The sequence below is a fragment of the Neobacillus vireti genome, assembly GCF_036962465.1.
Lineage (GTDB): Bacteria > Bacillota > Bacilli > Bacillales > Cytobacillaceae > Neobacillus > Neobacillus vireti_B.
This window is the reverse complement of record NZ_JBALNF010000002.1, coordinates 127,804-152,704: the sequence shown is the minus strand read 5'-3', so window position 1 is coordinate 152,704 and position 24,901 is coordinate 127,804. Positions and strand designations below refer to the sequence as shown.

Here is a 24,901-nt window from a genome sequence, read left to right as displayed (position 1 = left end):
CTTACCCCCTTTTCAATCAGTTAAAAACGTTCGACGAATAGGTAATAGACACTTACCCAAGACACAATAATAAATGCCCCCAAAAAGAAAACAGACGCTAATGTCCCTTTAAGAGAAGAGCTATCTTCCACTTCTGTTTTTTGTTTTGTTTTCAATTCCGCTTTCGCCATCCCCCTTGCACTCCCTTCAGAAAATTAAACAATAAATAAATCACTTCTCTCTTTCATAATACAAAACAATTACGAAAGAAAAATATGAATTTGCGAAGTTCACAAATTGTTCATTCCTTACTTAATAACTATGTTAATGATAAAAACTTGATATAACAGTGATTAATATCACTAACCTGTTTGTTAAATATGAATAAACTGTGAACACGCCTGTTTCACAAGTGATAAATGTAATTGAATATTATTTCACAAACACTTTGCTGCCTATATGTTGAACTAGGTAACACTCTTGAAATAAAAAAATAAGCTAATCATATAGTTCATTTTTTATTAGAAAGTGAGTGATTTTTTTTGGAGAAATATTATTGCGAGAACTGTCGACTTTTATATGATAAAAAAGAGTATTGTAAGGTATGTGGTGTATTGGCTAGTAACAAAATTAAGATTGAAGTTCAAAAGCAGTCCGAAAAATAAGCAAAGGGGAATGAGTGTAGAAAAAATATGAAATTGGAAAAGTTTATCTAATGAAGGAATTTCAAAACCGCGATATAATTTAATTGCACAGCAACAACCTTCAAAACGTTTGCTTCCCAGCAGTGGGAGGCTTTTTTTTTGCTGACTTCATTGGAATAAATTCACCTTTAACGGAAAAAATATCCTTAATTATAAAGAAGGAGACTAATTCATGCCTTCCATTTTATCCGTTTCAGAAATCACGCCCCCTTTTCAAGTCAATCAAGATCAGGCATCTGTGTTTGCTCGAGACCTTTTTTCCGGCTCATTCAAGGATATAGAGAGACTCCTAAAAGCTTTCCAGAACGGCCAAATTGAAAAAAGATACTTTGCAAAAAGTTTGGATTGGTTCAAAGAAGATCATTCCTTTGAGGAGAAGAACAATGCCTATATTGAATGTGCTGTTAAATTCGGTATAGAGGCAATTGTGAAATGCTTACATAGTAACAGCTTTTTAAGTGAGCCTATTTCATACGAAGAGATTGACGCTATTTTCTTTATCTCAACAACTGGAATTTCGACCCCGAGTATTGATGCAAGAATCATTAACCAATTATCTTTTAATCCTCATATAAAACGGGTCCCCATCTGGGGATTGGGCTGTGCCGGGGGGGCCGCGGGTTTATCAAGGGCCTTTGAATACTGTGTTGCCTTTCCTAAGTCAAAAGTTCTTGTCCTTTCAGTTGAACTCTGCAGTTTAACATTTCAAAAGAATGATCTTTCAAAAAGTAACTTGATTGGTACATCGCTATTTGCAGATGGCATTGCCTGTGCATTGGTGATAGGGGATGAAGTTAGAAAAGAGGCATATAGTAAGAAGACTGCCATACCGTATATTGTTGCTACCCAATCAACCCTCATGCCAAATTCATTAGATGTGATGGGCTGGAACATCCGTAATACTGGGTTATTTGTCATTTTCTCTCGAGACATTCCACATATTATTGAAGCATGGTTAAAACCAAATGTGATTGGTTTTTTATCTGAACATCAAATAGAGCTCGGCCAAATCAACCACTTTATTGCCCATCCTGGAGGTAAGAAAGTATTAGATGCCTATATAAAATCATTGGAGATTCCACCCTCGATGAATGACTTCTCTCATCATGTACTTAAGAATTATGGAAACATGTCTTCAGCCACCATTTTATTTGTGTTAAAGCGGTTTATGGACCAGGATATCGCTATAAATGATTGGGGGCTTGCAACAGCACTAGGTCCTGGATTTAGCTCAGAATTACTTCTTTTGAGGTGGCAATAATGCAGAAATCACTTTTATTCATTCTATTACTATCTTTCATCGTCCTCCAGCGGATCATCGAGCTTTATATTGCTAAAGGAAATGAGAAATGGATGAAACAGCAGGGGGCCATTGAATTTGGTCAAAGGCACTATAAGTATATGGTTCTTTTACATGTGCTTTTTTTAATTTTTTTATCCGCTGAAACCTTAATGTTTCGACGGGGAATATCTCCTGCATGGCCTGTGTTTTTATGTTTGTTTGGTTTTGCACAGGCCGTAAGAGTATGGGTCATTACATCTTTAGGAAGATTTTGGAACACAAAAATACTCGTTTTGGCGGATACAAATGTAATAAGAAAAGGACCATATCGTTATTTAAAACATCCCAATTATTTGGTCGTTGCACTTGAATTAATGTCGATTCCATTAATGTTCAACTCTTTTTTTACTGCTGTACTTTTCACTGTTTTAAATATATTAATGCTTAAAATACGAATACCTTTGGAAGAAAAGGCGCTTAATACACTAACAGAGTATGATGAAACTTTCCGAAACTGTCACCGATTTATACCAAAGATTGTTAAATAAATGTGACACTTCGTATTGGTTATTGAAAATGATTATCACTCATGTTAAAATGGTTACAATAATGAAAATCATTCTCAAGTGATGATGAAAACGAGGAAGGTGTTGAAAATGGCTTTTGCTTTTGTAGGTGGAACGGTGATTATATATGCATTTGTCATGAAGCACGTCTTAAAAAATGTAACTCAATCGTAATATCTTAAGAAAAGCCAGGGAGAAATCCTTGGCTTTTTTAGTATCATTTAAATAATTTTCACTACAAAAGGAAATTACATAATAGGAAATGTTTGAATTATCGTATAAAATAAAAATTATTACTACGATGCTAAGGGGAATAAGTTAATGGTGCAAACAGCCAAACGGGTAGAAACTTTTCAAACACTTAAAGGAAAAATTGTTTCGATTTATGAATATTTAAGAAATCAGAATGATCCAGTCCAAGCTGAGAAAGTGAAACAGCTAGCCAAAAAATTAGAGAATCGGGAGTACTCAATCGCTTTTTGCGGCCATTTTTCAGCAGGTAAATCGACCATGATCAATCAGGTAGTTGGGGAGAATTTGCTGCCAGCTAGCCCCATTCCAACAAGTGCAAATCTTGTTAAGGTAAAAACGGGTGAGGATTACGCTAAAGTGTTCTTCAAAAATGAAAAACCAAGACTATATTTGGCACCATACGACTATGATCTAGTTAAAAATTATTGTAAAGACGGGGACACAATAGAGGAAGTTGAGATTAGTCACAGTCAATCAATGTTACCGGAAAATACGACCATCATGGATACTCCTGGAATTGATTCCGCTGATGATGCCCACCGGATCGCCACAGAATCCGCTATCCATTTAGCTGATTTGATTTTTTATGTAATGGACTACAACCATGTGCAAGCCGAATTAAATTTTTTATTTACAAAAGAGTTAACGGAGGCAGGAAAAGAGGTCTATCTTGTCATCAATCAAATTGATAAACATAAAGAAGAGGAATTAACATTTCAAGACTTTCAAACAAGTGTTATCGATTCCTTTGCATCATGGGGGGTAAAACCTGCAAGAATTTTTTATACCTCTTTAAAAGAGAAACATCATCCTTATAATCAGTTTCAGCAGCTTCAGGAATTTCTTGCTGATAAACTGGCAGGGAAAGATCAGCTATTAGTTCCGTCTATTTATCACTCATTAAAGAAAATTGCGCTAGACCACTTAAGCCAATTAAAAAAGCAGGAAGAAGAAGCGCTTTCTCCTATAGTAGAAGTGCTCAATGAATTATCAGAGCAGGAAAAACAAGAGCTATCAGCAAACTACCAAAAACTAGTATTTGAGCTGAACAGTGTCAAAGAGGGAACGGATAAAAAGGAAAGAGAGTTTGATTCGGAAATTGCCCAAATCATGAAGACCGCCTATCTCATGCCGTTCCAAACGAGAGAGTTAGCTGAGAAATATTTAGAAAGTTGTCAGCCAGAATTTAAAGTAGGTATTTTGTTTTCCAAACAAAAAACGGAAGAGGAGAAAAATAAAAGATTAACAAGCTTCTATGAGGATCTTGTCGAGAAAACAAAAACACAACTGGAATGGCATCTACGGGAATTTTTACTCCGTACGTTGAAAACAGCCGAGCTTGATTTTCCTGAATTGCATGGCTTAGCACAATCCTATTCCATTCCTGTTCCAGTGGATTTATTAAGAAATACAGTTAAACCTGGAGCGCGCGTTACCGGTGATTATATACTTCATTACACGGAGGACGTAGCTAATGAAATCAAAAGAAATGCAAGAATACAGTTAACAGACTTTAAAACGATATTATTTGCGGCATTCAAAGAACATAGTGCTGGTTTACAGGACAGATATGAACAGGAATACAGGAAAATGGAAAAGTATGTAAACGCATTTGAAGAGCTTAAAAGGAATGAGCACGCCTATTTAGATAGAGAAAAAATGATAAATGAACTGCTGATTTCACAAACAGCGATGGAGGAAGATCGTTATCATCTCTTCACAAGTGAATCAGAAGAATACGAGGTCGTTCATTCCCTAGGGGACTTCAAGAAATTACATCCACAGTCTGCTGGTTTAATGGAAAAAAAGAGGAACCAGTTAGTCAACAAAAGCGAAAAGGAATCAAAAGGGAAGCACTTAAAGGAAATAACTTCAAAGCTGAAATATACGTCGGAGCTTGTCAAAGACCTGCCTGGTTTTCACAAGATTTCGCTGGAATTAACCGAGAAAGCAGAGCGTTTAGAGAATAAGGGTTTTACGGTTGCCTTATTTGGTGCTTTTAGTGCAGGAAAATCTTCATTTGCTAACGCTTTAATAGGAGAAAAAGTATTACCTGTCTCTCCGAATCCAACCACGGCAGCAATCAATAAAATCAAACCTGTAACAGAACAATTTTCACACGGGACCGTTCTAGTAAAGTTTAAGGAATCAAATACAATGCTTGAAGATATAAATCGTTCCTTAAAGGTTTTTGATTTGCATGCAGCCGGATTTTCAGAGGCAGTAACCTTAATTGATCGGATTATATTTGAGCAAGGTCAAACGGTTCTTGAAAAAACTCATTTTGCCTTTTTACATGCATTTAAAAAAGGATATAACCTGTTTGTTCCATTACTTGGTACGATAAAGGAAACAGGCTTATCCGAATTCCAGGAGTTTGTGGCTCAAGAAGAAAAATCCTGTTATGTGGAGTGGATTGAGCTTTACTATGATTGTGGGATAACAAGGAAAGGAATTACATTGGTAGATACCCCTGGAGCCGATTCCATTAATGCTAGACACACGGGCGTAGCCTTTGATTATATTAAAAATTCTGATGCTATCCTTTTCGTCACGTATTATAATCATGCTTTCTCAAAGGCAGATCGCGAGTTTCTAATACAATTAGGACGTGTAAAGGAATCCTTTCAAATGGATAAAATGTTTTTCATCATCAATGCCATTGATCTTGCGGAAAATGAAGAAGAAAAGGAATTTGTTTCCCAATATGTAGAAGAAAACTTAATGAAGTTTGGGATCAGACATCCGCATCTTTATTCCTTATCTAGTCTTCTGGGATTAAAAGAGAAAACAACGGGAAATTCGGATACTTCCTCCGGAATGAACGGATTTGAGCAGGCCTTTTATCAGTTTATTTCCGATGACCTAACAGAAATGGCCATTGCCTCCGCAGAAAAGGAATTGTTGAGGGTACGTGAATTAGTAAATAGACTTATCCACAATTCTCAACAAGACCAGAATATGAAAGCGCAAAAACGAACCGAATTAGAAAACCAAAAAGCCAAGATTAAGGATTTATTAGAAAATCAAAAAGTTGATACCATTCAAAATCGAATGATACAAGAAGCAGAAGAATTAGTTTTTTATATTAAACAAAGAGTCTTCCTGCGGTTTAGTGAATTTTTTAAAGAGGCTTTTAATCCGGCTGCCTTGAGGGATGATGGCCGTAATTTAAAACGAGCACTACAAACTGGTCTTGAAGAATTTTTAGAAAGTTTTGGATATGATTTCGCGCAAGAGCTTAGAGCAACAACCGTTAGATTAGATCGATTTATTGAACAGCTGATGATCGATTATCAAGAACGTCTCATGAGGAGTTTTCATGAAATAAACTGTGACCTCTCATTTTCTGTATTTGATAAAAAGGAAAATAATCAAATTGATTTTCCAATTGCCTTTATGGATGTAAGCCAACAGCATTTCAGTAAAGCACTATCCTATTTTAAAAATCCTAAGTCCTTTTTTGAGAAAAATGAAAAGAAGTTCATGAGTGATGAACTGTCCCAAATATTGAATCCGTTGGCAGATCATTATCTAAAAGAACAAGCGCTCAGACTAAATGACCATTATGTTGAAGAATTAAGTGACAATTTTACCCTTCTGTTACATCAAATGGAGGGCCAGGCTGATGATTTTTATTTAAGTTTGCTTTCGGCATTAGATGGTGGTGTTTCGGTCGAACGATTAAGAGATATTGAACAAAAGCTTTCTGAATAATGGAGGTGACGTCCGAATGCGGTTTATAAAAGACAGAGAATGGTTATTGGAAAATTTGCATGATGAACATGTAAGTGTGATTGATTGCCGGTTTTCATTGGCTGACCATTTACAAGGGAAAAAAGACTATTTACAAGGTCATATTCCTGGAGCGGTCCATTTTGATTTAGAACAAGATTTATCAGGAAACATCCGGGAGCATGGGGGTCGTCATCCACTGCCAAATATTGACGACTTGATTAGGAAGATCGAAAATGCCGGGATCAATAATGATAAAATTGTCATTGCTTATGATCAAGGAGAAGGTCCATTTGCAGCTCGTTTTTGGTGGCTTATGCGATACATAGGCCATGACAAAGTGTTTGTACTTGATGGAGGGTTTAAAAACTGGCACGAAGCGAATCTCCCTGTAACTGTGGAAATTCCCCTTTTTGAAAAGGCTGATTTTCGATTAAAACTAAGGCCCGAATTATTGGCAACATTTGAAGAAGTCAAGGAAGCTGTTGAAACCCAAAACCAGGTCTTAATTGATTCACGTGAAGAAAGACGATATTTAGGTATAGAAGAACCCATAGATAAAAAAGCGGGCCATATTCCAGGCGCTCTTAATAAGCCGTGGATGGAGGGAGTAAGGGGTGGTCATTATTTGCCGATTTCTGAACAATTACAGCGATTTTCCGAGCTTGATCCCAATCAATCGATCATCGTATATTGTGGTTCTGGGGTAACGGCTGTCCCCAATTTTCTGGCACTTAAGGAAGCCGGTTTTGAAAAAGTGAAGCTGTATGTTGGAAGTTTTAGTGACTGGATTTCGTATGATGAAAATAAAATTGAATTATCATCCTAGTCTTCATATGGTATAATGGTAGACGTGCTGTTTTTTAGTATACCAAAAGGGGGACTGAGAAATTGGAAAATCAAAAGCCTTCACTAATGCTCGTAGATGGTATGGCACTGTTATTCCGGGCTTTTTATGCTACTGCAGTAACAGGCCAATTTATGATAAATTCAAAAGGAATTCCGACTAATGGAATTCATGGTTTCGTTAAACATTTATTTACGGCTGTATCTCAATTTAAACCGACACATCTAGTCGTTTGCTGGGATATGGGAAGTAAAACCTTTCGAACTGAAATATTTGCTGATTATAAAGGTAATCGGGGCGAGGCACCGATTGAGCTTATCCCACAATTTGATTTGGTCAAAGAGGTGGTTGAGTCCTTTGATATTCCGAATATCGGCTTGACTGGATATGAGGCAGATGATTGTATAGGAACGATTGCCCAGCAAATGAAGGATACTGCCCATGTGTCGATTTTAACGGGTGACCAGGATATTCTTCAACTGCTTGATGAGGATATTTCGGTTATTTTACTCAAAAAAGGATATGGCAATTATCTTGTTCACACACCACAAACCTTTTATGAAGAAAAGGGAATCATGCCAAGACAGATGATTGATTTAAAGGCACTTATGGGTGATCCAAGCGATAATTATCCAGGGGTAAAAGGGATTGGTGAAAAAACAGCCCTAAAGCTTTTAAAAGAGTTCGAACATGTAGAAGGAATTATTTCGAATCTTGACCGTTTATCAAAATCACATAAATCAAAAATAGAGCAAGATTTAGAAATGCTCCATTTGTCTCGAATCTTAGCGGAAATAAAATGTGATGTTCCAGTTACCTGCCAGCTCGATCAGGCTGGGCTGCAAATTCCTATGGAAAAAGCGTTAAATAAATTGAAAGAAATGGAACTCCGGGGTTTACAGCGGCTGCTTCCGTTTGATGAGGCAATTATTTCCTAACTATAAAGGGTGTTCCAACTATTTGGACACCCTTTTCTCATACCCACAATTGACGGATGTATTATATTTTTGTATTACTTTTCTTAGCCCTATTTTCTAACTGGCTTTTTGGATCCTCAGTCATTTCTGCATCCTGCCCATATCCTTGCGGATTTACGCCAGGAGCTTTTACTCCACGACTAGCGTTACCTTTTTTAGTCAAAACACTCACCTCCACTTTTTTAGTATTTCCACTAGGAATAATAAAACACCACTTTCTAAACAATAATGGGTAGAGGTGATATGATGAACAAAGGTGTTTATTTAGCCCTTTTTAGCATTGGTCTTGCCCAAGGTGTTAAGATTCCCATCCATTTTTTCAAAAAGAAAGAATGGCGGCCTGACTTGTTTTTTGGAACAGGCGGAATGCCAAGTTCCCATTCTGCTGGTGTTTCCACTTTGACTACGTATATTGCACTGCAGAGGGGATTGCCAACCTTTGACTTTGCACTTTCGCTTGTCTACGGCTTAATTGTTATGTATGATGCGCAAGGAGTCAGAAGACAGACAGGAGAACTTACACTAAAAGTAAATTCAATGAATGATTTGATTGAAAAAATTCATAAAGAAGAAAGTCTGGAATATAAACAAGAAGCCCCAAAAAAGTTGAAAGAAATGTTAGGTCATCAACCAGAGGAAGTAGTAGGTGGAGCAGTTTTAGGAGTGTTAGTTGGGGTTATTGGACACCTTTTAACAAAAAAAGATAGAAAATTGTCTAAATTTAAGTTAAGATTTTAACTGTTCATATGTGTGGGAGAGGATTGGTCTAAACCTTGTTAACAGTTGAAGATTATTTGCACTACTTGAGAGGGAAGGGTTTTCACTTTCAAGACGATGCGGTTGGTTTTATTTTCTTCGGCAAACATTATACAAATGCTACTGATGAGATGATTAATACCGCAATCGAAATAACTTTAAAAGCGCAAAAACGTTTTGACGGCAGTTTCTATGTAGCCTTGCTCGAGATGTTAACTGCAAATAATATCAATACGAGAAAAGCTGCATTAAAATATGTGAAGGAAAATGAATTATTTGCGATTTAATTAATTAGAAAAGCTCCCTGATATAGATGGGAGCTTGTTAACTTTCCAAACTTTTACTTTTTCTTAACAATGGCAGCTTCCTTGCTGGAAGCTCAGCAAAAATCATTCCCAGAAAGATTAGAATACAACCCAAAAGAGCACTAATGGATAAACGTTCGTGAGCCCAGAAAAAACCTGTTAGAGCGGCAAAAACCGGCTCCATGGCAAAAATTAACGCAACCCTAGTTGTAGATGTATACTTTTGAAAATTAGTTTGAATAAAAAAAGCTATTGCTGTCGCAAAAACGCTTGTAACGATTAATGCAGCTAAAACATCCTTGGAAACAAAGACCTCGATTCTTACGGACTTCCTCCAATTCTCGAAAAAGAAAGAAGAAAATGTAGATAAGAAAGCTACTGTTGAAATTTGAATAATCGTTAAAAGCAGAGTAGGGTATTTATTGCTGACCTTGCCGGTTATAATAATATGCATACCAAAACTAATCGCACAGATAAAAACAAAACCATCACCAATATTTAGGCCTGACACATCAGCCAGCGTTAATAAAAATAGACCCATTGTAGCAGCAATAACGCCAAAGACGGCATTTTTACTCGGATATTGTTTAAATAAAAACATGGAGAATAGTGGGACCAAAACAACACTAAGTCCAGTGATAAACCCTGCCTTCGATGTTGTGGTATACAAGAGACCAAGGGTCTGGGTTACATAGCCAAGAAAAAGCCATAAACCGATAAATACTCCTGAGCCTACTAACTTTAAGTTTAACTGTTTTAACTGTTTAAAATCAAAAAAAAGCAGGCATAAAAATAAAAGAAGGGCTGCCAATGAAAAACGAATACCATTAAAAGCAAAGGGAGGGAGAAAATCAATCGCATTTTGAACTAGTACAAAAGTTGTCCCCCAAATTAATGTAACAAAAAGCAGGCTTAAATCGGCAATTAATGATGGTTTCATGATGTCTAGTTTTACTCCTCACTGTAATTTTTTTGAATTGCCAATCTAGCAAGTTGATCTGCCACTTTGTTTTCGGCACTAGGGATCCACTTCATAAAGAATAATTCAAAGTCTTTGGTTAGCTGTAATGCCCTTTCAAGTAGAGGGGCATACAATTTATTTTTAGTAAATTCTCTTTCCACAGACATATTTACAAGCTCAGAATCTGTTCGAAAAGAAACAATAGATTGGCCAAATCCTTTTTTTATACATATGTTAAGTGCTTCAATAAAAGCATGAAATTCTGCTTCATGATTTGACATGTTTCCAAGCGGAATCGCATATTTTTCTGATGTACCGTTTCCCTTAATAAAGATCCCGGCTCCGCTTGGTCCAGGATTACCAGCACTTGCTCCATCAATATAGACTTCAATCAATACTGCTTCCTCCTCGGATGTTAAATGATACAGCTTAGTATTAAAAAGTTTAACATATTTTCCTATCGTCATGCAGGTAAATATTTTTCTTGATAGAAGTGGGCAGAATAAAAATATCGATATTTTTACCATGACAGAATAAGCTAGATGATAAGACGCAGAAAACAATCATGAAAGGCTGAAAAAAATGAAATATAAGCTTGAGTGGCTATATAAAGTAAAAAGCAATGAAAAGGTTCAATGTTCTTCCGATTGGGTAACGGGTGAATTGGCAGTTCAATTTGCTGAGGAGCTTGAATCCAGCGGGAAAGTAACAGAGTTATACTTTTATGATGAAGCAGGAACATCTTGGATTTTGAAGGAAATGAAAAAACTGCTAACGGAAATTGAGGAAGATCCTCATGACATAACAGTCTTTTTTGACGGCGGTTTTCAAAAAGAAAGTAACCAGGGAGGACTTGGAGCTGTTATCTTTTTTAAGCAAGGAAAAAAGAAGTATCGTATTCGTGCAAATCAACGATTTGACGAAATGGAATCTAACAATGAGGCAGAATATGCTGCATTTTATTTTGCGTTAAATATCTTAGAAGACCTAGGTGTACATCATTTATCCTGTGAGTTTAAGGGTGATTCTCAAGGTGTATTAAAGCAGCTTGAAGGAGATTGGCCGTGTTACGAAGAAACCCTAAACCGCTGGCTTGACCGAATTGAAGAAAAGATGAAGACATTAGGAATGCATCCGAAATTCACGGTCATTCCTCGAAAGGAAAACAAGGAAGCTGATAAATTGGCTACTCAAGCATTAGAGGGTAAAGAGATTTTTGCTAAAACATTAATACTATAAGGAGGGTGGCTAACCATCATGAAGCCTTCAATGAGAAAGGAATTATTAAGCCAGGTAGAAGGCTTGATGAATCAATATTGCAATGGCTGCTTTTTGCATAAATTTATCAAAAAGGCAGACGGGCGGCGAGCCGCTCATCGTTTTTGTATTTCTCAATGTACAGTTGGCGAGCAGCTTCGCGAGTATGGTAAGAAATTAAATTAAGCATATTAAAAAGGCTAACGGTATCGTCAGCCTTTGAATGGTTGTTAGTAGAAATGATTATAGTTTTACTACGTTAGCAGCTTGTGGTCCACGGTTTCCTTCAACGATTTCGAAAGAAACTTCTTGACCTTCTTCTAATGATTTGAAGCCGTCGCCTTGGATTGCACTGAAATGTACGAATACATCGTCTCCGCCTTCAACTTCGATAAAACCAAAACCTTTTTCATTGTTAAACCATTTTACTTTACCGTTTTGCATGTACTTCTTCCTCCTAAGCCTATCGTGGTACCTATTAGGTACCAAGTTAAATATTATCATGTCCAGGAAATATATTCGCTTACATGATGCTTTAAATATACAATAATGAAAATGGACAGTCAAGGAATGACAAATGGTTTTTCCTAAAAAACGTATAAGTTCTGAATAATTTATTAATAAATAGGAATATAATTCTTTGATGAATAAAACATAGGCTCTTCCTCATATGTTTTAATAATAACTTTGTCATATGAGGTAGGGGGAGCCCATGTACCGATTTTCTATTGATGGAGAAGAATGGATTTTAAGATTTTCACCACAAGTTTTAATAGAAGCGGATGAAAAGCAAGCTATACTCATGTCTTTGCTGCATATTGGAAAGACTTTAGCTGGATTTTCCCATGGGAGTGCCTTTATCATGTTTACTAAGAAAATTGGAGCTATTGTTTTTGATGTGGAGCGTATTCCCTCATTCATTTTAACTGTCTCTAATATAGTTCCAGAAGAAAATTGGTATGTTCAAGAACAGGATTCTTTTAAGCCAATTAAATAGTACACTAGAAGCGACTGTATGAAACCTGCCATGATTCGGCGGGTTCTTTTTGATTTTTCAGACTTTTATAAATACACAAAGAAAATTTGCTTTTTTGGGACTGATTCAATTCAGCCTTATTTTTTACCTTTACAAAAATAGATTTGTAGTGGGAAAATGAATCAGGGATGCTTTAAAAAGGAGCAAATTAAGATGAAATTAATTATTGCTGAAAAACCCGATCAAGGTTCAACCTTAGCCTCAATATTTAAACATAAAAAACAAAGCGGATTTATTGAAATATTTCCGAATGAAACATTTCCTAATGGTGCATTTGTTACCTGGGCAATTGGACATCTATGTCAACTCGTCGCCCCTGAGAAGTATGAACCTGGTTGGAAAAAATGGTCTTTGGACACGCTGCCGATCATACCTGATCAATTTCAATATGAGGTAACAAAAGATAAGGCAAAGCAATTTGCGGTTATAAAAAAACTAGTATCTGATCCAAATGTAACGGAGATTATTCATGCTGGTGATGCCGGGCGTGAAGGTGAATTAATTATCCGAAATATCCTGCGCATGACAAACTGCAAAAAACCAATGAAACGACTTTGGATCTCCTCATTAACAGCAAATGCTATCAGAGAAGGGTTTAATAAATTATTGGATGAACAGGAGACAAAAAGCTTATACTTTGAGGCCTATACTCGTGCATGTGCGGATTGGATTGTCGGGATGAATGGCTCAAGGCTTTATAGCTTGCTGCTTCAGCAAAAAGGATTCTCAGATGTATTTTCTGTTGGCAGGGTCCAAACTCCAACCTTAGCTCTTATTGTGAAACGAGAAATAGAGATTGAAAGTTTTAAGTCAGAGCCGTTTTGGGAGGTCATCGCTCAATTTTCTATAAATGGAAAGAAATACAATGGGAAATGGCAGAACGATGGGGAGTCGCGCGTGAAGAATAAGGAGATGGCAGAAAAAGTAGCTGCCTTTTGCCGCGACAAGCTAGCTGAAGTCGCGGAAGTACTTTCCGAAAGAAAGGAATTTTTACCACCGCTCTTATATAATCTTTCAGCTTTACAGGCTGAAGCCAATAAACGGTATAAATTCTCACCAAAAAACACGTTAGATATTCTGCAGAAACTTTATCAAAAAGGGTATGTATCCTATCCACGCTCCGATTCGCGATATGTTACGAAAGAAGAGGCAAATACTTTCCCTGATATATTAAATCGATTAAGTCATATAAAAGATTATCAAAGTTATTTCCCTCTGCCGATTGCATCAATTGCAGATAACAAACGATATGTAAATGAAAAAAAGGTAACCGACCACTATGCAATCATACCGACAGAACAAATTCCATATTTAGATAGACTTAGTTCAGATGAACGAAAAATTTATGATTTAATTGTTACAAGTTTGATTGCTGCTCATTATAATAAGTCTATTTCGGAATATACTACGGTTACCACACTTGTCGATGGCAGGGCGTCGTTTATCTCTAAAGGAAAGGTACAGCTTGAAGAGGGGTGGCGAAAAGTTTTAAACCACAAGGAACGAGATGAAGAGCCTGAATTGCCTGCGCTGACTGCAGGGGAGCAGGGGAAAACTGTTAAGGTGGATGTTAAAGAAAGTCAAACACAGCCGCCAAAACGTTATACAGAAGGTCAGCTCATTACCTTGATGAAAACTGCTGGAAAACATATAGATGATAAAGAACTTGAGAAAATCCTTACGAAAACGGAAGGCTTAGGGACGGAAGCGACAAGAGCCGGGATTATCACCATGCTAAAGGACCGTTTATATATTGAAGTGAAAAAGAATGTAGTTTATGCAACTGCCAAAGCTAAAATATTAATCGAAGCGATTGGTCAAGAAATTCTCGCTTCACCAGAAATGACAGCAAAGTGGGAGCAAAAACTAAAGGAAATATCGGAAGGATCTGCCGTACCAAAGCATTTTATGGAACAAACGAAAAAAATGGTCCTCCATTTAATTTCATCTAGCAGGAACCAATCAGCGAACTGGGCTTTTTCTGATGAACTCACGCAAAACTTCACTCCGGGAAAACAAAAAGGAAAAAGAAGAACTGCAACTAAATTAGGGCCTTGTAAGAAATGTGATGGAGATATCGTAGATAAAGGCACCTTTTATGGCTGCAGTAATTATAAAAAAAATCAGTGTAATTTTACGATTTCTAAAAAAATCCTTGGCAAAAATATTACTCAGAAAAATGTAAAACTGTTGCTGTCCGGTGAAAAAACAGATCTAATCGAAGGATTTACGAATAAAGAAAAAACCTTTAATGCCAAGCTATTCCTTGATGAACAGGAAAAAAGGATAAAATTTTTATTCGAGGAAACTGCCGTAAAATAATTACTGCCGCTATAAAGAACCTTGTCACTCATTTTTTAATATAGTAAACTTTTAGAAGAGTATTTTTTTGGAGGTTAAGGGATGCCAACACCTAGTATGGAAGATTATATTGAACAAATATATATTTTGATTGAAGAAAAAGGATACGCTCGGGTATCGGATATTGCCGAAGCGCTGTCTGTCCATCCCTCCTCAGTTACTAAAATGGTGCAAAAGCTTGATAAAGATGAATATTTAGTTTATGAAAAATACAGAGGACTTAGCTTAACCCCCAAGGGTAATAAGATTGGTAAACGCCTAGTTTTTAGACATGAACTACTTGAACAATTCCTCAAAATTATTGGGGTAAAGGATGAAAACATTTATCATGATGTTGAAGGGATCGAACATCATTTAAGCTGGGACTCTATTGATCGTATTGGTGATCTTGTTCAGTTCTTTGAAGATGACGAGAATAGAATTGAGGCGTTAAAGGAAATTCAGAAACTAAATGAACATGAATAGAATGGATTTATCATGTTAAGAAGCAAATCGAAAGCACCTAGCGATATCAAGCTAGGTGCTTTCAAAATAAATTGGGGTAACGATCAAAGGATAGTTCAAATTCCGGCATGAGAGACAATCTTCCATTTGTATCCTTAAATGTCTGAATGCCTCGAATTAGACCTTGTTCTACATCCATTAAGGCTTTTCGATACGATATGACACGGCCTTCGGAAGTAACAAAATTAATAATCACACCTGAATGATTTCGATGGACGGCAGTAATAATTTCCATAGGAACACTCCTTTCCCACGTATTATTGGTCATTGGCTTAATTTATAAACCCTAATTAATGATAAAAAAAACACCGGGTGGCCGGTGTTTTTAACTCCAAGAAAAAGGAGTTTCTTGGTATACATAATAATTCAGCCAATTAGAGAAGAACAAGTGACCATGTGATCGCCAGCGATTGATTGGTGGTTGTGTTGGGTCATTGTTAGGAAAATAATTTTCTGGCATATGAATCTCAAGGCCTTTCTTTAAGTCCCTTTCATATTCCTGTGCTAATGAATCGGAGTCATATTCCAAATGACCGGTTACCATGACATGCTTACGATTTCTCGAAGAAATCAATAACGCCCCCGCAGCTTCTGATGCAGCCAATAATTTTAATTCCGGATTTTTCATAATCGAATCAATTGCAACATCGGTATAACGTGAATGTGGTGCATAAAATTGATCGTCAAATCCTCTCAATAATATATCATTTTGTTCAAAAATTTGATGAGGATAAATACCGGAACATTTGCGGTCTAACTCAAATTTACCAATTCCATAATAATAGTAAAGTGCTGCCTGTGCCCCCCAACAAATGTGTAAGGTAGAGGTGACATGTTGATCGGCCCAATCCATGATCTCCTTTAGTTCAGACCAATATTTTACTTGTTCGAATTCTAATAACTCTACCGGTGCTCCAGTAATAATCATTCCGTCAAACTTTAAATTATTAATTTCTGGAAAAGTGGTGTAAAACTGCTGCAAATGCTGTTTACTAGTATGAGTTGATTCATAGGAATTGGTTTTTAAAAAATTAACATTCACTTGTAAAGGTGAGTTTCCTAATAATCTCAATAATTGCGTTTCAGCTTTTTCTTTTTCAGGCATAAGATTTAATATTAAGATATTTAAAGGCCTGATATCTTGGCTGATTGCCCTCTCATCATCCATAATAAAAATATTTTCCTGCTCAAGTATCTCTCTTGCAGGCAATTGCTTTGGTATGTTAATAGGCAAGTGACCGTCCCCTTTCTAAAATCCACACATATTTAAGGTATATTTATTAATAACCTGCGCCGATAGAGTCTTTGAATATTAAAAAAATTCGATAATTACATTATAAACATTATTATAAATTCAGGAAAGGTACTAATTTCGATATAATAATCATCGGAATAAAAAAAACTTATTTGGTACAATGGTAGTGCAATGAAAAATACATACTTAATGCGGGGGATATACGTGACGATGAAATCTTCAGTGAAGTCAGACATTGAAATTGCACAAGCATCCAAAATGAAACCGATTGTCGAGATTGGAGAGAAAATTGGGCTAATAGAAAATGATTTAGAGCTTTATGGGAAATATAAAGCAAAAATTTCTAATGAGGCACTAAATAAAATCAAAACAAATAAAGATGGAAAAATTATACTTGTCACATCCATTAATCCAACTCCGGCTGGTGAAGGGAAATCTACTGTTACAGTCGGTCTTGGTGATGCCTTTACTAGACTTGGTAAAAGGGTAATGATTGCAATGCGTGAGCCCTCGCTTGGACCAACGATGGGAATAAAAGGCGGGGCAACTGGCGGCGGTTATTCTCAAGTTCTTCCGATGGAGGACATTAATCTCCATTTTACTGGAGACATTCACGCCATTACGACAGCAAACAATGCACTGGCTGCATTAATCGATAACCATCTGCAGCAAGGTAATCAGTTAAATATAGATCAGCGCAGAATCGTTTGGAAACGGGCATTAGACTTAAATGATCGCGCCTTAAGAAAAGTGATTATTGGACTTGGCGGACCTCTGCAAGGCGTTCCCCGCGAAGATGGTTTCGATATTACGGTTGCCTCTGAAATTATGGCGGTTCTATGTTTAGCAGCGGACTTAAAGGATTTGAAATTACGGCTATCACGAATGGTTGTTGCCTATAATGTTAATAAAGAACCTATTACAGTAGGAGATCTAGCTGTTGAAGGGGCATTAGCGTTATTGTTAAAAGACGCTGTTAAACCAAATCTTGTCCAAACCATTGAGTATACGCCAGCACTTATTCACGGGGGACCCTTTGCCAATATCGCACATGGGTGCAATAGTGTTATTGCCACAAAAGCAGCTCAAAAGTTAGCAGATTATGTTATCACCGAAGGAGGCTTTGGGGCGGATTTAGGAGCAGAGAAATTTTTACATATTAAAACAAGGAGTGCCAGAATTAAACCTGAAGCGGTTGTGATAGTAGCGACTATTCGTGCTTTGAAAATGCATGGTGGTGTAGAAAAAAAAGATTTAGCAAGCGAAAATATCTCAGCCCTAACGCGCGGCTTTGGAAATTTACAGAAACACATCGAAACAATTAAAAGTTTTGGTCTTCCGCTCGTGGTTGCCATCAATAAATTTATTACGGATACAAGTTTAGAGGTTCAAGCATTGCTTGACTGGTGTGATGGGAATAATGTGCCTTGTGCCTTAACTGAAGTATGGGAAAAAGGCGGAGAAGGCGGTGTTGACTTAGCACAAACACTCTTAAAAGTCATGGAAAAAGAAGAAAATCATTTTCACCCGCTATATGAACTTTCTGATTCAATCGAACAAAAAATTAGAACCATTGTCAAAACTGTTTACGGCGGGAAGGACGTAGAATTTTCACCAAAAGCGAAAAAACAATTAGTTGAGTTTGAAAGATTCGGCTGGGCCCATTTACCTGTTTGCATGGCTAAGTCACAATATTCACTTTCGGATGATCCTTCCAAGCTCGGCAGGCCAACTGATTTTATTGTAACAATAAGGGAACTAAAGCCTTCTATTGGAGCAGGCTTTATCGTGGCATTAACTGGTGATGTCATGACTATGCCGGGACTTCCTAAAAAGCCCGCAGCATTAAATATGGATGTGGATGATAAAGGGAATGCTCTAGGGCTTTTCTAAAGGAGTCGAGAACAAAATGTTTGACCCAACAGCCTTTGATAATATGAAGGTAGTGATAGAAGGGGCCCTATATGATCTAGACATAAAGGGTGACCTTATCATCACTGACCGAAATGATGTAATCAATTTAGCCCAAATGTCCCGCCTCTTTAATTTATCTTTTCGATTACAGGATGGGATAAGTTTGGCTAAAGTGGAATTGAACTCCCCATTGATCAATCTAGCAGCCGAGCTTTTACCTTCCGTTCAAACCGAAGAACATGCTGGATGCTATGTTAGACTTGAATTTTTACTTGAACATGAACAAGCTCCTGATTATGTTTTACTAAAAAACATCCTTCTCGATATATGGGGAGAATCTCGAGACATATCACTTATTAGTCAATCTCACCCTTTAGACGGAGACAAAAAAATAATAACGATTCTTGTAGTGGAATTTGGACGTTTGATTACCGAGGACCATATGGAAGATTTAGTTGAGATGATTAATTTTATGATTACCACACTTATGCGATTTGACAATTAGATCATTCATTATAAAAATAACCAGCAATACGGGAGCTGGTTATTTTGCTGTTATAATATTTACAATATTCCGATTAAAAGGTACAGTTAAAGTAATGTGATATTATGACCTCATACTAATCATAAGGGGAGATGACTTTGGTTAAGACCGCATGGGTAACCGATAGTACAGCCTATTTAGATGATGAGTTACAAAACCATCCAGATTTATATACGATCCCATTAACTGTTTTATTGGATGGGGTAGAATATTCTGATGGAGTAGACTTAACCTCAAACGAGTTATTTGGCCGATTAAAGGAATTAAAAAGCCCACCGTTAACCTCACAACCATCGATTGGTTCTTTTCAATCCTTATATGAACAATTATCAAATGAATATGATGAAATAGTAACCATTCTCGTTTCGGGAAAGCTTAGCGGAACGGTCTCTTCGAGTAAGCAGGCTGCCTCCCTTGTCGATATTCCGGTAACTATTTTTGATTCGCACATCCTTACTTATCCAATGTCCGTGTTAATCAAAAAGGGGATGGAACTTATAGGGACTGGTCATAGTATTGACTCGATGATAGAAAAACTTGAACACCTGCGAGACACCTGCGAGACTTATGTACTTGTAGGAAGTTTAGAGCAGCTGCACCGAGGCGGGAGAATGACTGGACTGCAATTTTTTCTAGGAAGCATGCTCCAGGTTAAACCGATTATTTCAATTGAAGCTGGTGCACTCCGTGTGAAAGAAAAAGTGAGAGGTGAGAAAAGGGCGAAAGAAAAAATTTTCGATTATTTTCGATTAGCTTATGAGCAAAACCAGTTTAAAGAGGTATACCTATTGTATGGTTTACATGACGAACAAGCCAAAACTTGGCAGCTTGAACTTCAGTCGGATTATCCGGAAGTTAAGATTATTAGCTGTCCACTAGGTGCTGTCATTGGCGTTCATGCTGGGGAAAACACCATTGGGATTAGTTGGTTTAATGGATTAAAATAACGACTCCCTAAATTGGACATACTATAATTGTCAGTCATCATGATAGGGGGTGTTCACTTGAGTAAGCAAGGAAGACAAAATGCAAACCAGACAAGAGAACAAATTGAAAAGCAGGATATTAGCAATGATGTTGAATTAGGCAGTGAGTTTCAAATTGGCAACAATAAATCACAAAGTCAGAAAAAAAGCGGCCGTCAGGCAAACAAAAAATAACCTCGAAACATCGGGGTTATTTTTTGTTTGCCATTCATGTTAAAATAACAAAGGTGAAGGCAGGTGCTTGATATTGAAGGTCTTATTAATTGAACAAGCGGAAATGTTTGTCCGAAAGGAACTGGGTGAAGATGCTACTGGACATGATTGGTATCATGTCGATCGTGTCCGGCGGAATGCCTTACATATCTGCAAGCATGAAAAAACAGGAGACCCGTTTATTATTGAAATGGCTGCGCTCCTCCATGATATACCTGACGAAAAATTAAACAAAACCAGTGAACTGGGCAGAGCTAAACTGGATTCCTTTTTTAATAAAATAATGATTACCGATGAAGCTAAAGGTCACATCGAAGAAATCATCAACTCCATATCATATAAAGGAGGCCAGAAAACGGAGCTTAAAACAATGGAAGCAAAAATTGTACAAGATGCTGACCGTTTAGATGCCATCGGGGCGATTGGGATTGCGAGAGCATTCGCTTATGGAGGTAAAAAAGGCCAGTCCATCTATGACCCAACTGTTAAAGTAAGGGAAGAAATGACCCTGGAAGAGTATCGAAAAGGAAAATCCACTAGTATTCATCATTTTTATGAAAAATTATTGAAATTAAAGGATTTATTAAATACAGACACAGCTAGAAAAATGGCAGAGAAGCGTCAGCAAATGATGCTTAACTTTTTAGAACAATTTTATCAAGAATGGGATGGACAAGATTTATGAAGATGTTCACAGTAGAAAATGTTTCAAAAACATATGGAGAGAAACAGCTCTTTGACCATATTACTTTTACAATTAGTGAGAAGGAGCGGGTCGGATTAATTGGCATTAATGGGACGGGTAAATCCTCCTTATTAAAAATCATTGCAGGATTAGATGCACCTGACGACGGAAAGTTAGTTTCTCCTAAAGATTATTCCATCTCATTTTTAGACCAGCAACCCGAATTAGATTCAGATAGTACAGTACTGGAACAAGTCTTCCGAGGCGATGCACCGATCCTAAAATTGATGCGCGGATACGAACAAACTCTATTAAAATTAAATAGCTTGCCAAATGACCCAAAGGTACAAGAAGAGCTATTTCAATTACAAAGGCAAATGGATGCATTAGATGCCTGGGATGCCAGCACAAATGCTAAGTCCATTTTAATGAAATTAGGAATTGAGGATTTTACGAGGAAAATTGGCGAACTTTCCGGAGGACAAAAAAAACGTGTCGCTCTTGCGCAAGTATTAATTGCTGAGCCGGATTTATTAATTCTCGATGAACCCACTAACCATTTGGATTTTGATTCTGTTAAGTGGTTGGAAGATTACTTAAGCAGGTATAATGGTTCGATCTTGCTTGTTACGCATGACCGATACTTTTTAGACCGGGTTGCCAACCGAATGTTTGAATTAGATGGCGGCAATCTCTACAGTTATAAAGGTAACTATGCTGCCTTTTTGGAAGCTAAAGCAATTCGTGAGGAAAACGAAGCAGCAACCTATGAAAAAAATAAAAACCTATTTCGCAGAGAGTTGGAATGGATTAGAAGAGGTGCTCAGGCGAGATCAACAAAACAAAAAGCAAGAATTCAGCGTTTTGAAGAACTTGATGATAAGCTTTCAAGCGGAAAGCCTTCTGGTGAAAAATTGGATATATCATTAAATGGAAGCCGTCTTGGCAAGCAGGTTTTTGAGCTAAAGGATGCATCGAAGCGCTATGAGCAAAAAGTCATTTTAAATCATTTTGATTTATTGGTAAAGCCGGGAGACCGGATTGGTATCATTGGTAAAAATGGTGCCGGTAAATCAACCTTATTAAATATATTAGCTCAGAAGCTGCCGCTGGATGAGGGAGATTTTATTATCGGGCAAACGGTGAAGCTCAGCTATTATACCCAGGAAAGCGAGGATATGGATGAAAATAAGCGGATGATAGAATATATTAAAGAGACAGCTGAGGTTGTAGAGACTTCAGATGGTAAGACCATTTCCGCTGCACAAATGCTTGAACGGTTTCTTTTTCCTCCTTTTACTCACGGGACTCCGATTCGGAAATTATCCGGTGGAGAAAAACGGCGTCTTTACCTGTTAAAGCTATTAATGATGGCACCTAATGTCCTTTTGCTGGACGAGCCTACTAATGATTTAGATACACAAACTCTAACGGTTCTAGAGGACTATCTCGAAGATTTCCCAGGGGTTGTGATTACAGTTTCCCATGATCGTTATTTTCTCGACAAAGTGGCAGAACAGCTGCTCGTTCTTCGTGGGGAAGGGAAAATTGACTCGTTTTATGGAAATTACAGCGAATATCTTGAAAAAGAAAATGCACTTCAAGGACAGAAAACAGCAACCAAGCCAATTCCTACCTCTAAAGCTCCAGAAAAGGAAAAAAAGAAGCGGTTAACGTTTAAGGAGAAAAAAGAATGGGAGGAAATTGACGATGTGATTGCCCATACAGAGGCAAAACTCGAAGAAGTGGGTGCTGAAATGGCTAAGACAGGCAGTGATTTCACAAAAGCTCAGGAATTAATGAAACAAGAAAAAGAATTAAACGAAAAGCTTGAGTATTTAATTGAACGCTGGTCGTATTTGGCCGAAATAGCCGAACAAGAGTAGAAGGGTACGTCTTGGTGACGTACTCCTTTTTTATGAAAGCAAATCAAATGAATAGAATATTGACATTATGTTAAACTTGAAAAAAGAAAACAGAGGAATTAGGTGATTGTATTGAATATTAAGGCGATTGAACCAACACCAAGTCCAAATACAATGAAAATCATATTAGATCAAGAACTTCCAATGGGCAAAAGCCATAATTATAAAAAAGAAACAATGGCAGAGGCACCCCTAATTATTCAAGCTATCCTCCAAATTGAGGGGATTAAAGGGGTATACCATGTTGCTGATTTTCTGGCAGTGGAGCGTAATGCCAAATATGATTGGAAGGATTTATTACCTCAAGTCCGCCAGGCGTTTGGTGAAAAAACAGCGGAGACTGTTAATTTAAATAAGCTGGACGAACATTTTGGAGAAATTAAGGTAGAAATTCAAATGTTTAAAGACATTCCTCTTCAGGTCAAATTGACTGATAGTTCGACGGAACGAAGATTTGGAATGCCAGATTATTTTTTACAAGCAAGAGAACGGGCGCAGCTGCCTGAAGATAATTATATTCTTTTGCGTAAATGGCAAAATCAAGGCGTCCGTTATGGAGATTTTGATCAGATTGGTCAAGAGGTAGTTGAGGAATTGATTGCCGCCTATCCAAAGAGTCGATTAGAAGCACTTGTTTCCAAAGCGCAAAGTGCCGAAGCACCAACTGGCTTGAAAGGAATGCAAACCCGTAGAAAGGTAACGATTGAGGATTTAAACAATCCCGACTGGCAGTTACGCTATCAGCTGTTAGAACAAATGGATGACCCTGAACTCGATGATTTACCTATGCTAAAAAAAGCATTACAAGATGAGAAACCCTCCATACGGAGACTGGCAACTGTATATCTTGGTATGATCAAGGAGCGGGAAGTCCTGCCGTTACTCTATACTGCATTAAAAGATAAAACTGTAACCGTGCGCAGAACAGCAGGTGATTGCTTATCCGATTTGGGATTCCCAGAGGCAGCTGAGGAAATGGCAAACGCATTGACAGATAAAAGCAAGCTTGTGCGTTGGAGAGCAGCCATGTTTCTCTATGAGGCTGGAGATGAAAATTCTCTTCCCGCCCTAAAAAAAGCCGAAAATGACCCAGAATTTGAAGTCAGCTTGCAAATCAAAATGGCAATTGAAAGAATTGAGGGCGGAGAAGAAGCGAAAGGCTCTGTCTGGAGACAGATGACGGAGGCACGAAAGTCAGACCAGTAATTTTGTAAATTAGCCATGATTATAGTATTCTATATGGAGAAGAAATGGAGTGAATGTAAATGTCAAATGCTTATGAAGAATATATGAAACAAATGGTATTACCTATGCGGGAAGAATTAACGAGAGCAGGCTTTGAGGAATTAAAAACAGCGGAAGAGGTAGAAGGTTTTATAGAAAATACTAACGGTACAACACTGGTTGTCGTCAATTCTGTATGCGGCTGTGCCGCTGGCTTAGCTCGGCCTGCAGCAACCCAAGCTGTGTTAAATAGCGAGAAAAAACCAGAACATTTAGTTACCGTTTTTGCAGGACAGGATAAAGAAGCAACTGCTAAAATGCGTGAGTACTTTGAGGGAATCGAACCTTCATCACCATCTATGGCATTACTAAAAGATAAACAAGTGGTACATTTTATTCCTAGACATGATATTGAAGGCATGCCGATGGAAGCAGTCATGCAAAATCTATTGGGGGCATTTGAAGCTCATTGCTAAACGGGATGTCGGTAGACATCCTTTTTTTATTTTGGCTGTGTAAAGGTTATATTTGATTTTTAGCATGTTGATTGGAGCGGAAGGCGGCGAAGACTCCTGCGGGAGTACGGGGCAGGGGAGACCCCGCAGGCGCAAGTGCGCCGAGGAGGCTCCCCGG

At 37.5% G+C, this 24,901-nt stretch carries 27 protein-coding genes; 20 read left to right on the top strand and 7 right to left on the bottom strand.

Annotated elements, in window-relative coordinates; translation table 11 throughout:
* Window positions 1-20: 20 nt before the first annotated feature.
* Entirely contained in the window at window positions 21-170 is a 150-nt protein-coding gene (locus tag V7077_RS01340; protein WP_215043034.1) for a cytochrome c oxidase subunit 2A, read from the bottom strand.
* Window positions 171-855: 685 nt separating this feature from the next.
* On the opposite strand from V7077_RS01340, the gene V7077_RS01335 reads away from it, so the two are divergent.
* The 5 genes from V7077_RS01335 (at window position 856) to V7077_RS01315 (ending at window position 8,303) form a co-directional block, all read left to right on the top strand.
* On the top strand, window positions 856-1,944 hold the full coding sequence (locus V7077_RS01335; RefSeq protein ID WP_335498039.1) for a type III polyketide synthase: 1,089 nt from the start codon (window positions 856-858) through the stop codon (window positions 1,942-1,944).
* Window positions 1,944-2,513, top strand: coding sequence for an isoprenylcysteine carboxyl methyltransferase family protein (locus V7077_RS01330; RefSeq protein ID WP_335498038.1), 570 nt, complete (start codon window positions 1,944-1,946; stop codon window positions 2,511-2,513). Before V7077_RS01335 ends, V7077_RS01330 begins: the two co-directional genes overlap by 1 nt.
* 339 nt (window positions 2,514-2,852) lie before the next feature.
* A complete protein-coding gene (locus V7077_RS01325) occupies window positions 2,853-6,500 on the top strand; it encodes a dynamin family protein (protein WP_335498036.1) in 3,648 nt (1,215 codons plus the stop codon).
* A 16-nt stretch (window positions 6,501-6,516) separates the two neighbouring features.
* Entirely contained in the window at window positions 6,517-7,347 is an 831-nt protein-coding gene (locus tag V7077_RS01320; protein ID WP_335498035.1) for a sulfurtransferase, read from the top strand.
* A gap of 62 nt (window positions 7,348-7,409) precedes the next feature.
* Entirely contained in the window at window positions 7,410-8,303 is an 894-nt protein-coding gene (locus V7077_RS01315; protein WP_335498034.1) for a 5'-3' exonuclease, read from the top strand.
* A 61-nt stretch (window positions 8,304-8,364) separates the two neighbouring features.
* On the opposite strand, the gene sspL is transcribed toward V7077_RS01315, so the two are convergent.
* Window positions 8,365-8,505: a small, acid-soluble spore protein L gene (gene sspL, locus V7077_RS01310; RefSeq protein ID WP_215043024.1), complete on the bottom strand. Its 141-nt coding sequence runs from the start codon at window positions 8,503-8,505 to the stop codon at window positions 8,365-8,367.
* A gap of 83 nt (window positions 8,506-8,588) precedes the next feature.
* On the opposite strand from sspL, the gene V7077_RS01305 reads away from it, so the two are divergent.
* Both V7077_RS01305 and V7077_RS01300 read left to right on the top strand, forming a co-directional pair.
* Window positions 8,589-9,080: a divergent PAP2 family protein gene (locus V7077_RS01305; protein ID WP_335498099.1), complete on the top strand. Its 492-nt coding sequence runs from the start codon at window positions 8,589-8,591 to the stop codon at window positions 9,078-9,080.
* 35 nt (window positions 9,081-9,115) lie between these two features.
* Window positions 9,116-9,385 (top strand): DUF6123 family protein, encoded by a 270-nt coding sequence (locus V7077_RS01300; protein WP_335498033.1) that lies wholly within the window; start codon window positions 9,116-9,118, stop codon window positions 9,383-9,385.
* Between the two features lie 37 nt (window positions 9,386-9,422).
* Here the strand turns inward: V7077_RS01300 and V7077_RS01295 are convergent, their stop codons facing one another.
* Window positions 9,423-10,343 carry a DMT family transporter gene (locus tag V7077_RS01295; RefSeq protein WP_335498032.1) on the bottom strand — a complete coding sequence of 307 codons (921 nt, stop codon included), beginning with the start codon at window positions 10,341-10,343 and terminating at the stop codon, window positions 9,423-9,425.
* Between the two features lie 11 nt (window positions 10,344-10,354).
* Window positions 10,355-10,759, bottom strand: coding sequence for a reverse transcriptase-like protein (locus V7077_RS01290; RefSeq protein WP_335498031.1), 405 nt, complete (start codon window positions 10,757-10,759; stop codon window positions 10,355-10,357).
* Window positions 10,760-10,946: 187 nt separating this feature from the next.
* Between V7077_RS01290 and V7077_RS01285 the strand changes: the two genes are divergently transcribed.
* Complete coding sequence (locus V7077_RS01285) at window positions 10,947-11,603, top strand: reverse transcriptase-like protein (protein ID WP_335498030.1); 657 nt, start codon at window positions 10,947-10,949, stop codon at window positions 11,601-11,603.
* 18 nt (window positions 11,604-11,621) lie between these two features.
* On the top strand, window positions 11,622-11,807 hold the full coding sequence (locus V7077_RS01280) for a zinc-finger domain-containing protein (RefSeq protein WP_335498029.1): 186 nt from the start codon (window positions 11,622-11,624) through the stop codon (window positions 11,805-11,807).
* Window positions 11,808-11,864: 57 nt separating this feature from the next.
* Here the strand turns inward: V7077_RS01280 and cspD are convergent, their stop codons facing one another.
* The gene (gene cspD / locus V7077_RS01275; protein ID WP_071459908.1) at window positions 11,865-12,065 is read right to left on the bottom strand and encodes a cold-shock protein CspD; all 201 of its coding nucleotides are present in this window, start codon (window positions 12,063-12,065) and stop codon (window positions 11,865-11,867) included.
* Between the two features lie 268 nt (window positions 12,066-12,333).
* Between cspD and V7077_RS01270 the strand changes: the two genes are divergently transcribed.
* From V7077_RS01270 to mntR, 3 genes are all read left to right on the top strand, one after another.
* A complete protein-coding gene (locus tag V7077_RS01270) occupies window positions 12,334-12,618 on the top strand; it encodes a hypothetical protein (RefSeq protein WP_335498028.1) in 285 nt (94 codons plus the stop codon).
* A gap of 192 nt (window positions 12,619-12,810) precedes the next feature.
* Window positions 12,811-14,979: a DNA topoisomerase III gene (locus tag V7077_RS01265; RefSeq protein WP_335498027.1), complete on the top strand. Its 2,169-nt coding sequence runs from the start codon at window positions 12,811-12,813 to the stop codon at window positions 14,977-14,979.
* 81 nt (window positions 14,980-15,060) lie between these two features.
* The gene (gene mntR / locus V7077_RS01260) at window positions 15,061-15,483 is read left to right on the top strand and encodes a transcriptional regulator MntR (protein ID WP_335498026.1); all 423 of its coding nucleotides are present in this window, start codon (window positions 15,061-15,063) and stop codon (window positions 15,481-15,483) included.
* Window positions 15,484-15,544: 61 nt separating this feature from the next.
* Here the strand turns inward: mntR and V7077_RS01255 are convergent, their stop codons facing one another.
* Together V7077_RS01255 and metA are read right to left on the bottom strand one after the other, a co-directional pair.
* Entirely contained in the window at window positions 15,545-15,757 is a 213-nt protein-coding gene (locus tag V7077_RS01255) for a DUF3892 domain-containing protein (protein WP_335498025.1), read from the bottom strand.
* A 90-nt stretch (window positions 15,758-15,847) separates the two neighbouring features.
* Window positions 15,848-16,756 (bottom strand): homoserine O-acetyltransferase MetA, encoded by a 909-nt coding sequence (metA, locus tag V7077_RS01250; RefSeq protein WP_335498024.1) that lies wholly within the window; start codon window positions 16,754-16,756, stop codon window positions 15,848-15,850.
* Between the two features lie 231 nt (window positions 16,757-16,987).
* On the opposite strand from metA, the gene V7077_RS01245 reads away from it, so the two are divergent.
* The 8 genes from V7077_RS01245 to V7077_RS01210 all read left to right on the top strand — a co-directional run bounded on the left by V7077_RS01245 (window position 16,988) and on the right by V7077_RS01210 (window position 24,744).
* Window positions 16,988-18,670 (top strand): formate--tetrahydrofolate ligase, encoded by a 1,683-nt coding sequence (locus V7077_RS01245; RefSeq protein WP_420489598.1) that lies wholly within the window; start codon window positions 16,988-16,990, stop codon window positions 18,668-18,670.
* Window positions 18,671-18,686: 16 nt separating this feature from the next.
* Window positions 18,687-19,196 (top strand): hypothetical protein, encoded by a 510-nt coding sequence (locus V7077_RS01240; protein WP_335498021.1) that lies wholly within the window; start codon window positions 18,687-18,689, stop codon window positions 19,194-19,196.
* A 137-nt stretch (window positions 19,197-19,333) separates the two neighbouring features.
* Window positions 19,334-20,182, top strand: coding sequence for a DegV family protein (locus V7077_RS01235; RefSeq protein WP_335498020.1), 849 nt, complete (start codon window positions 19,334-19,336; stop codon window positions 20,180-20,182).
* A gap of 57 nt (window positions 20,183-20,239) precedes the next feature.
* Window positions 20,240-20,395 (top strand): hypothetical protein, encoded by a 156-nt coding sequence (locus V7077_RS01230; RefSeq protein ID WP_180960284.1) that lies wholly within the window; start codon window positions 20,240-20,242, stop codon window positions 20,393-20,395.
* A 103-nt stretch (window positions 20,396-20,498) separates the two neighbouring features.
* Entirely contained in the window at window positions 20,499-21,119 is a 621-nt protein-coding gene (locus tag V7077_RS01225; protein WP_335498098.1) for an HD domain-containing protein, read from the top strand.
* Window positions 21,116-23,005, top strand: coding sequence for an ABC-F family ATP-binding cassette domain-containing protein (locus V7077_RS01220; RefSeq protein WP_335498019.1), 1,890 nt, complete (start codon window positions 21,116-21,118; stop codon window positions 23,003-23,005). Before V7077_RS01225 ends, V7077_RS01220 begins: the two co-directional genes overlap by 4 nt.
* A gap of 111 nt (window positions 23,006-23,116) precedes the next feature.
* On the top strand, window positions 23,117-24,250 hold the full coding sequence (locus V7077_RS01215) for a conserved virulence factor C family protein (RefSeq protein ID WP_335498097.1): 1,134 nt from the start codon (window positions 23,117-23,119) through the stop codon (window positions 24,248-24,250).
* Window positions 24,251-24,309: 59 nt separating this feature from the next.
* A complete protein-coding gene (locus V7077_RS01210; protein WP_335498017.1) occupies window positions 24,310-24,744 on the top strand; it encodes a BrxA/BrxB family bacilliredoxin in 435 nt (144 codons plus the stop codon).
* Window positions 24,745-24,901 lie beyond the last annotated feature (157 nt).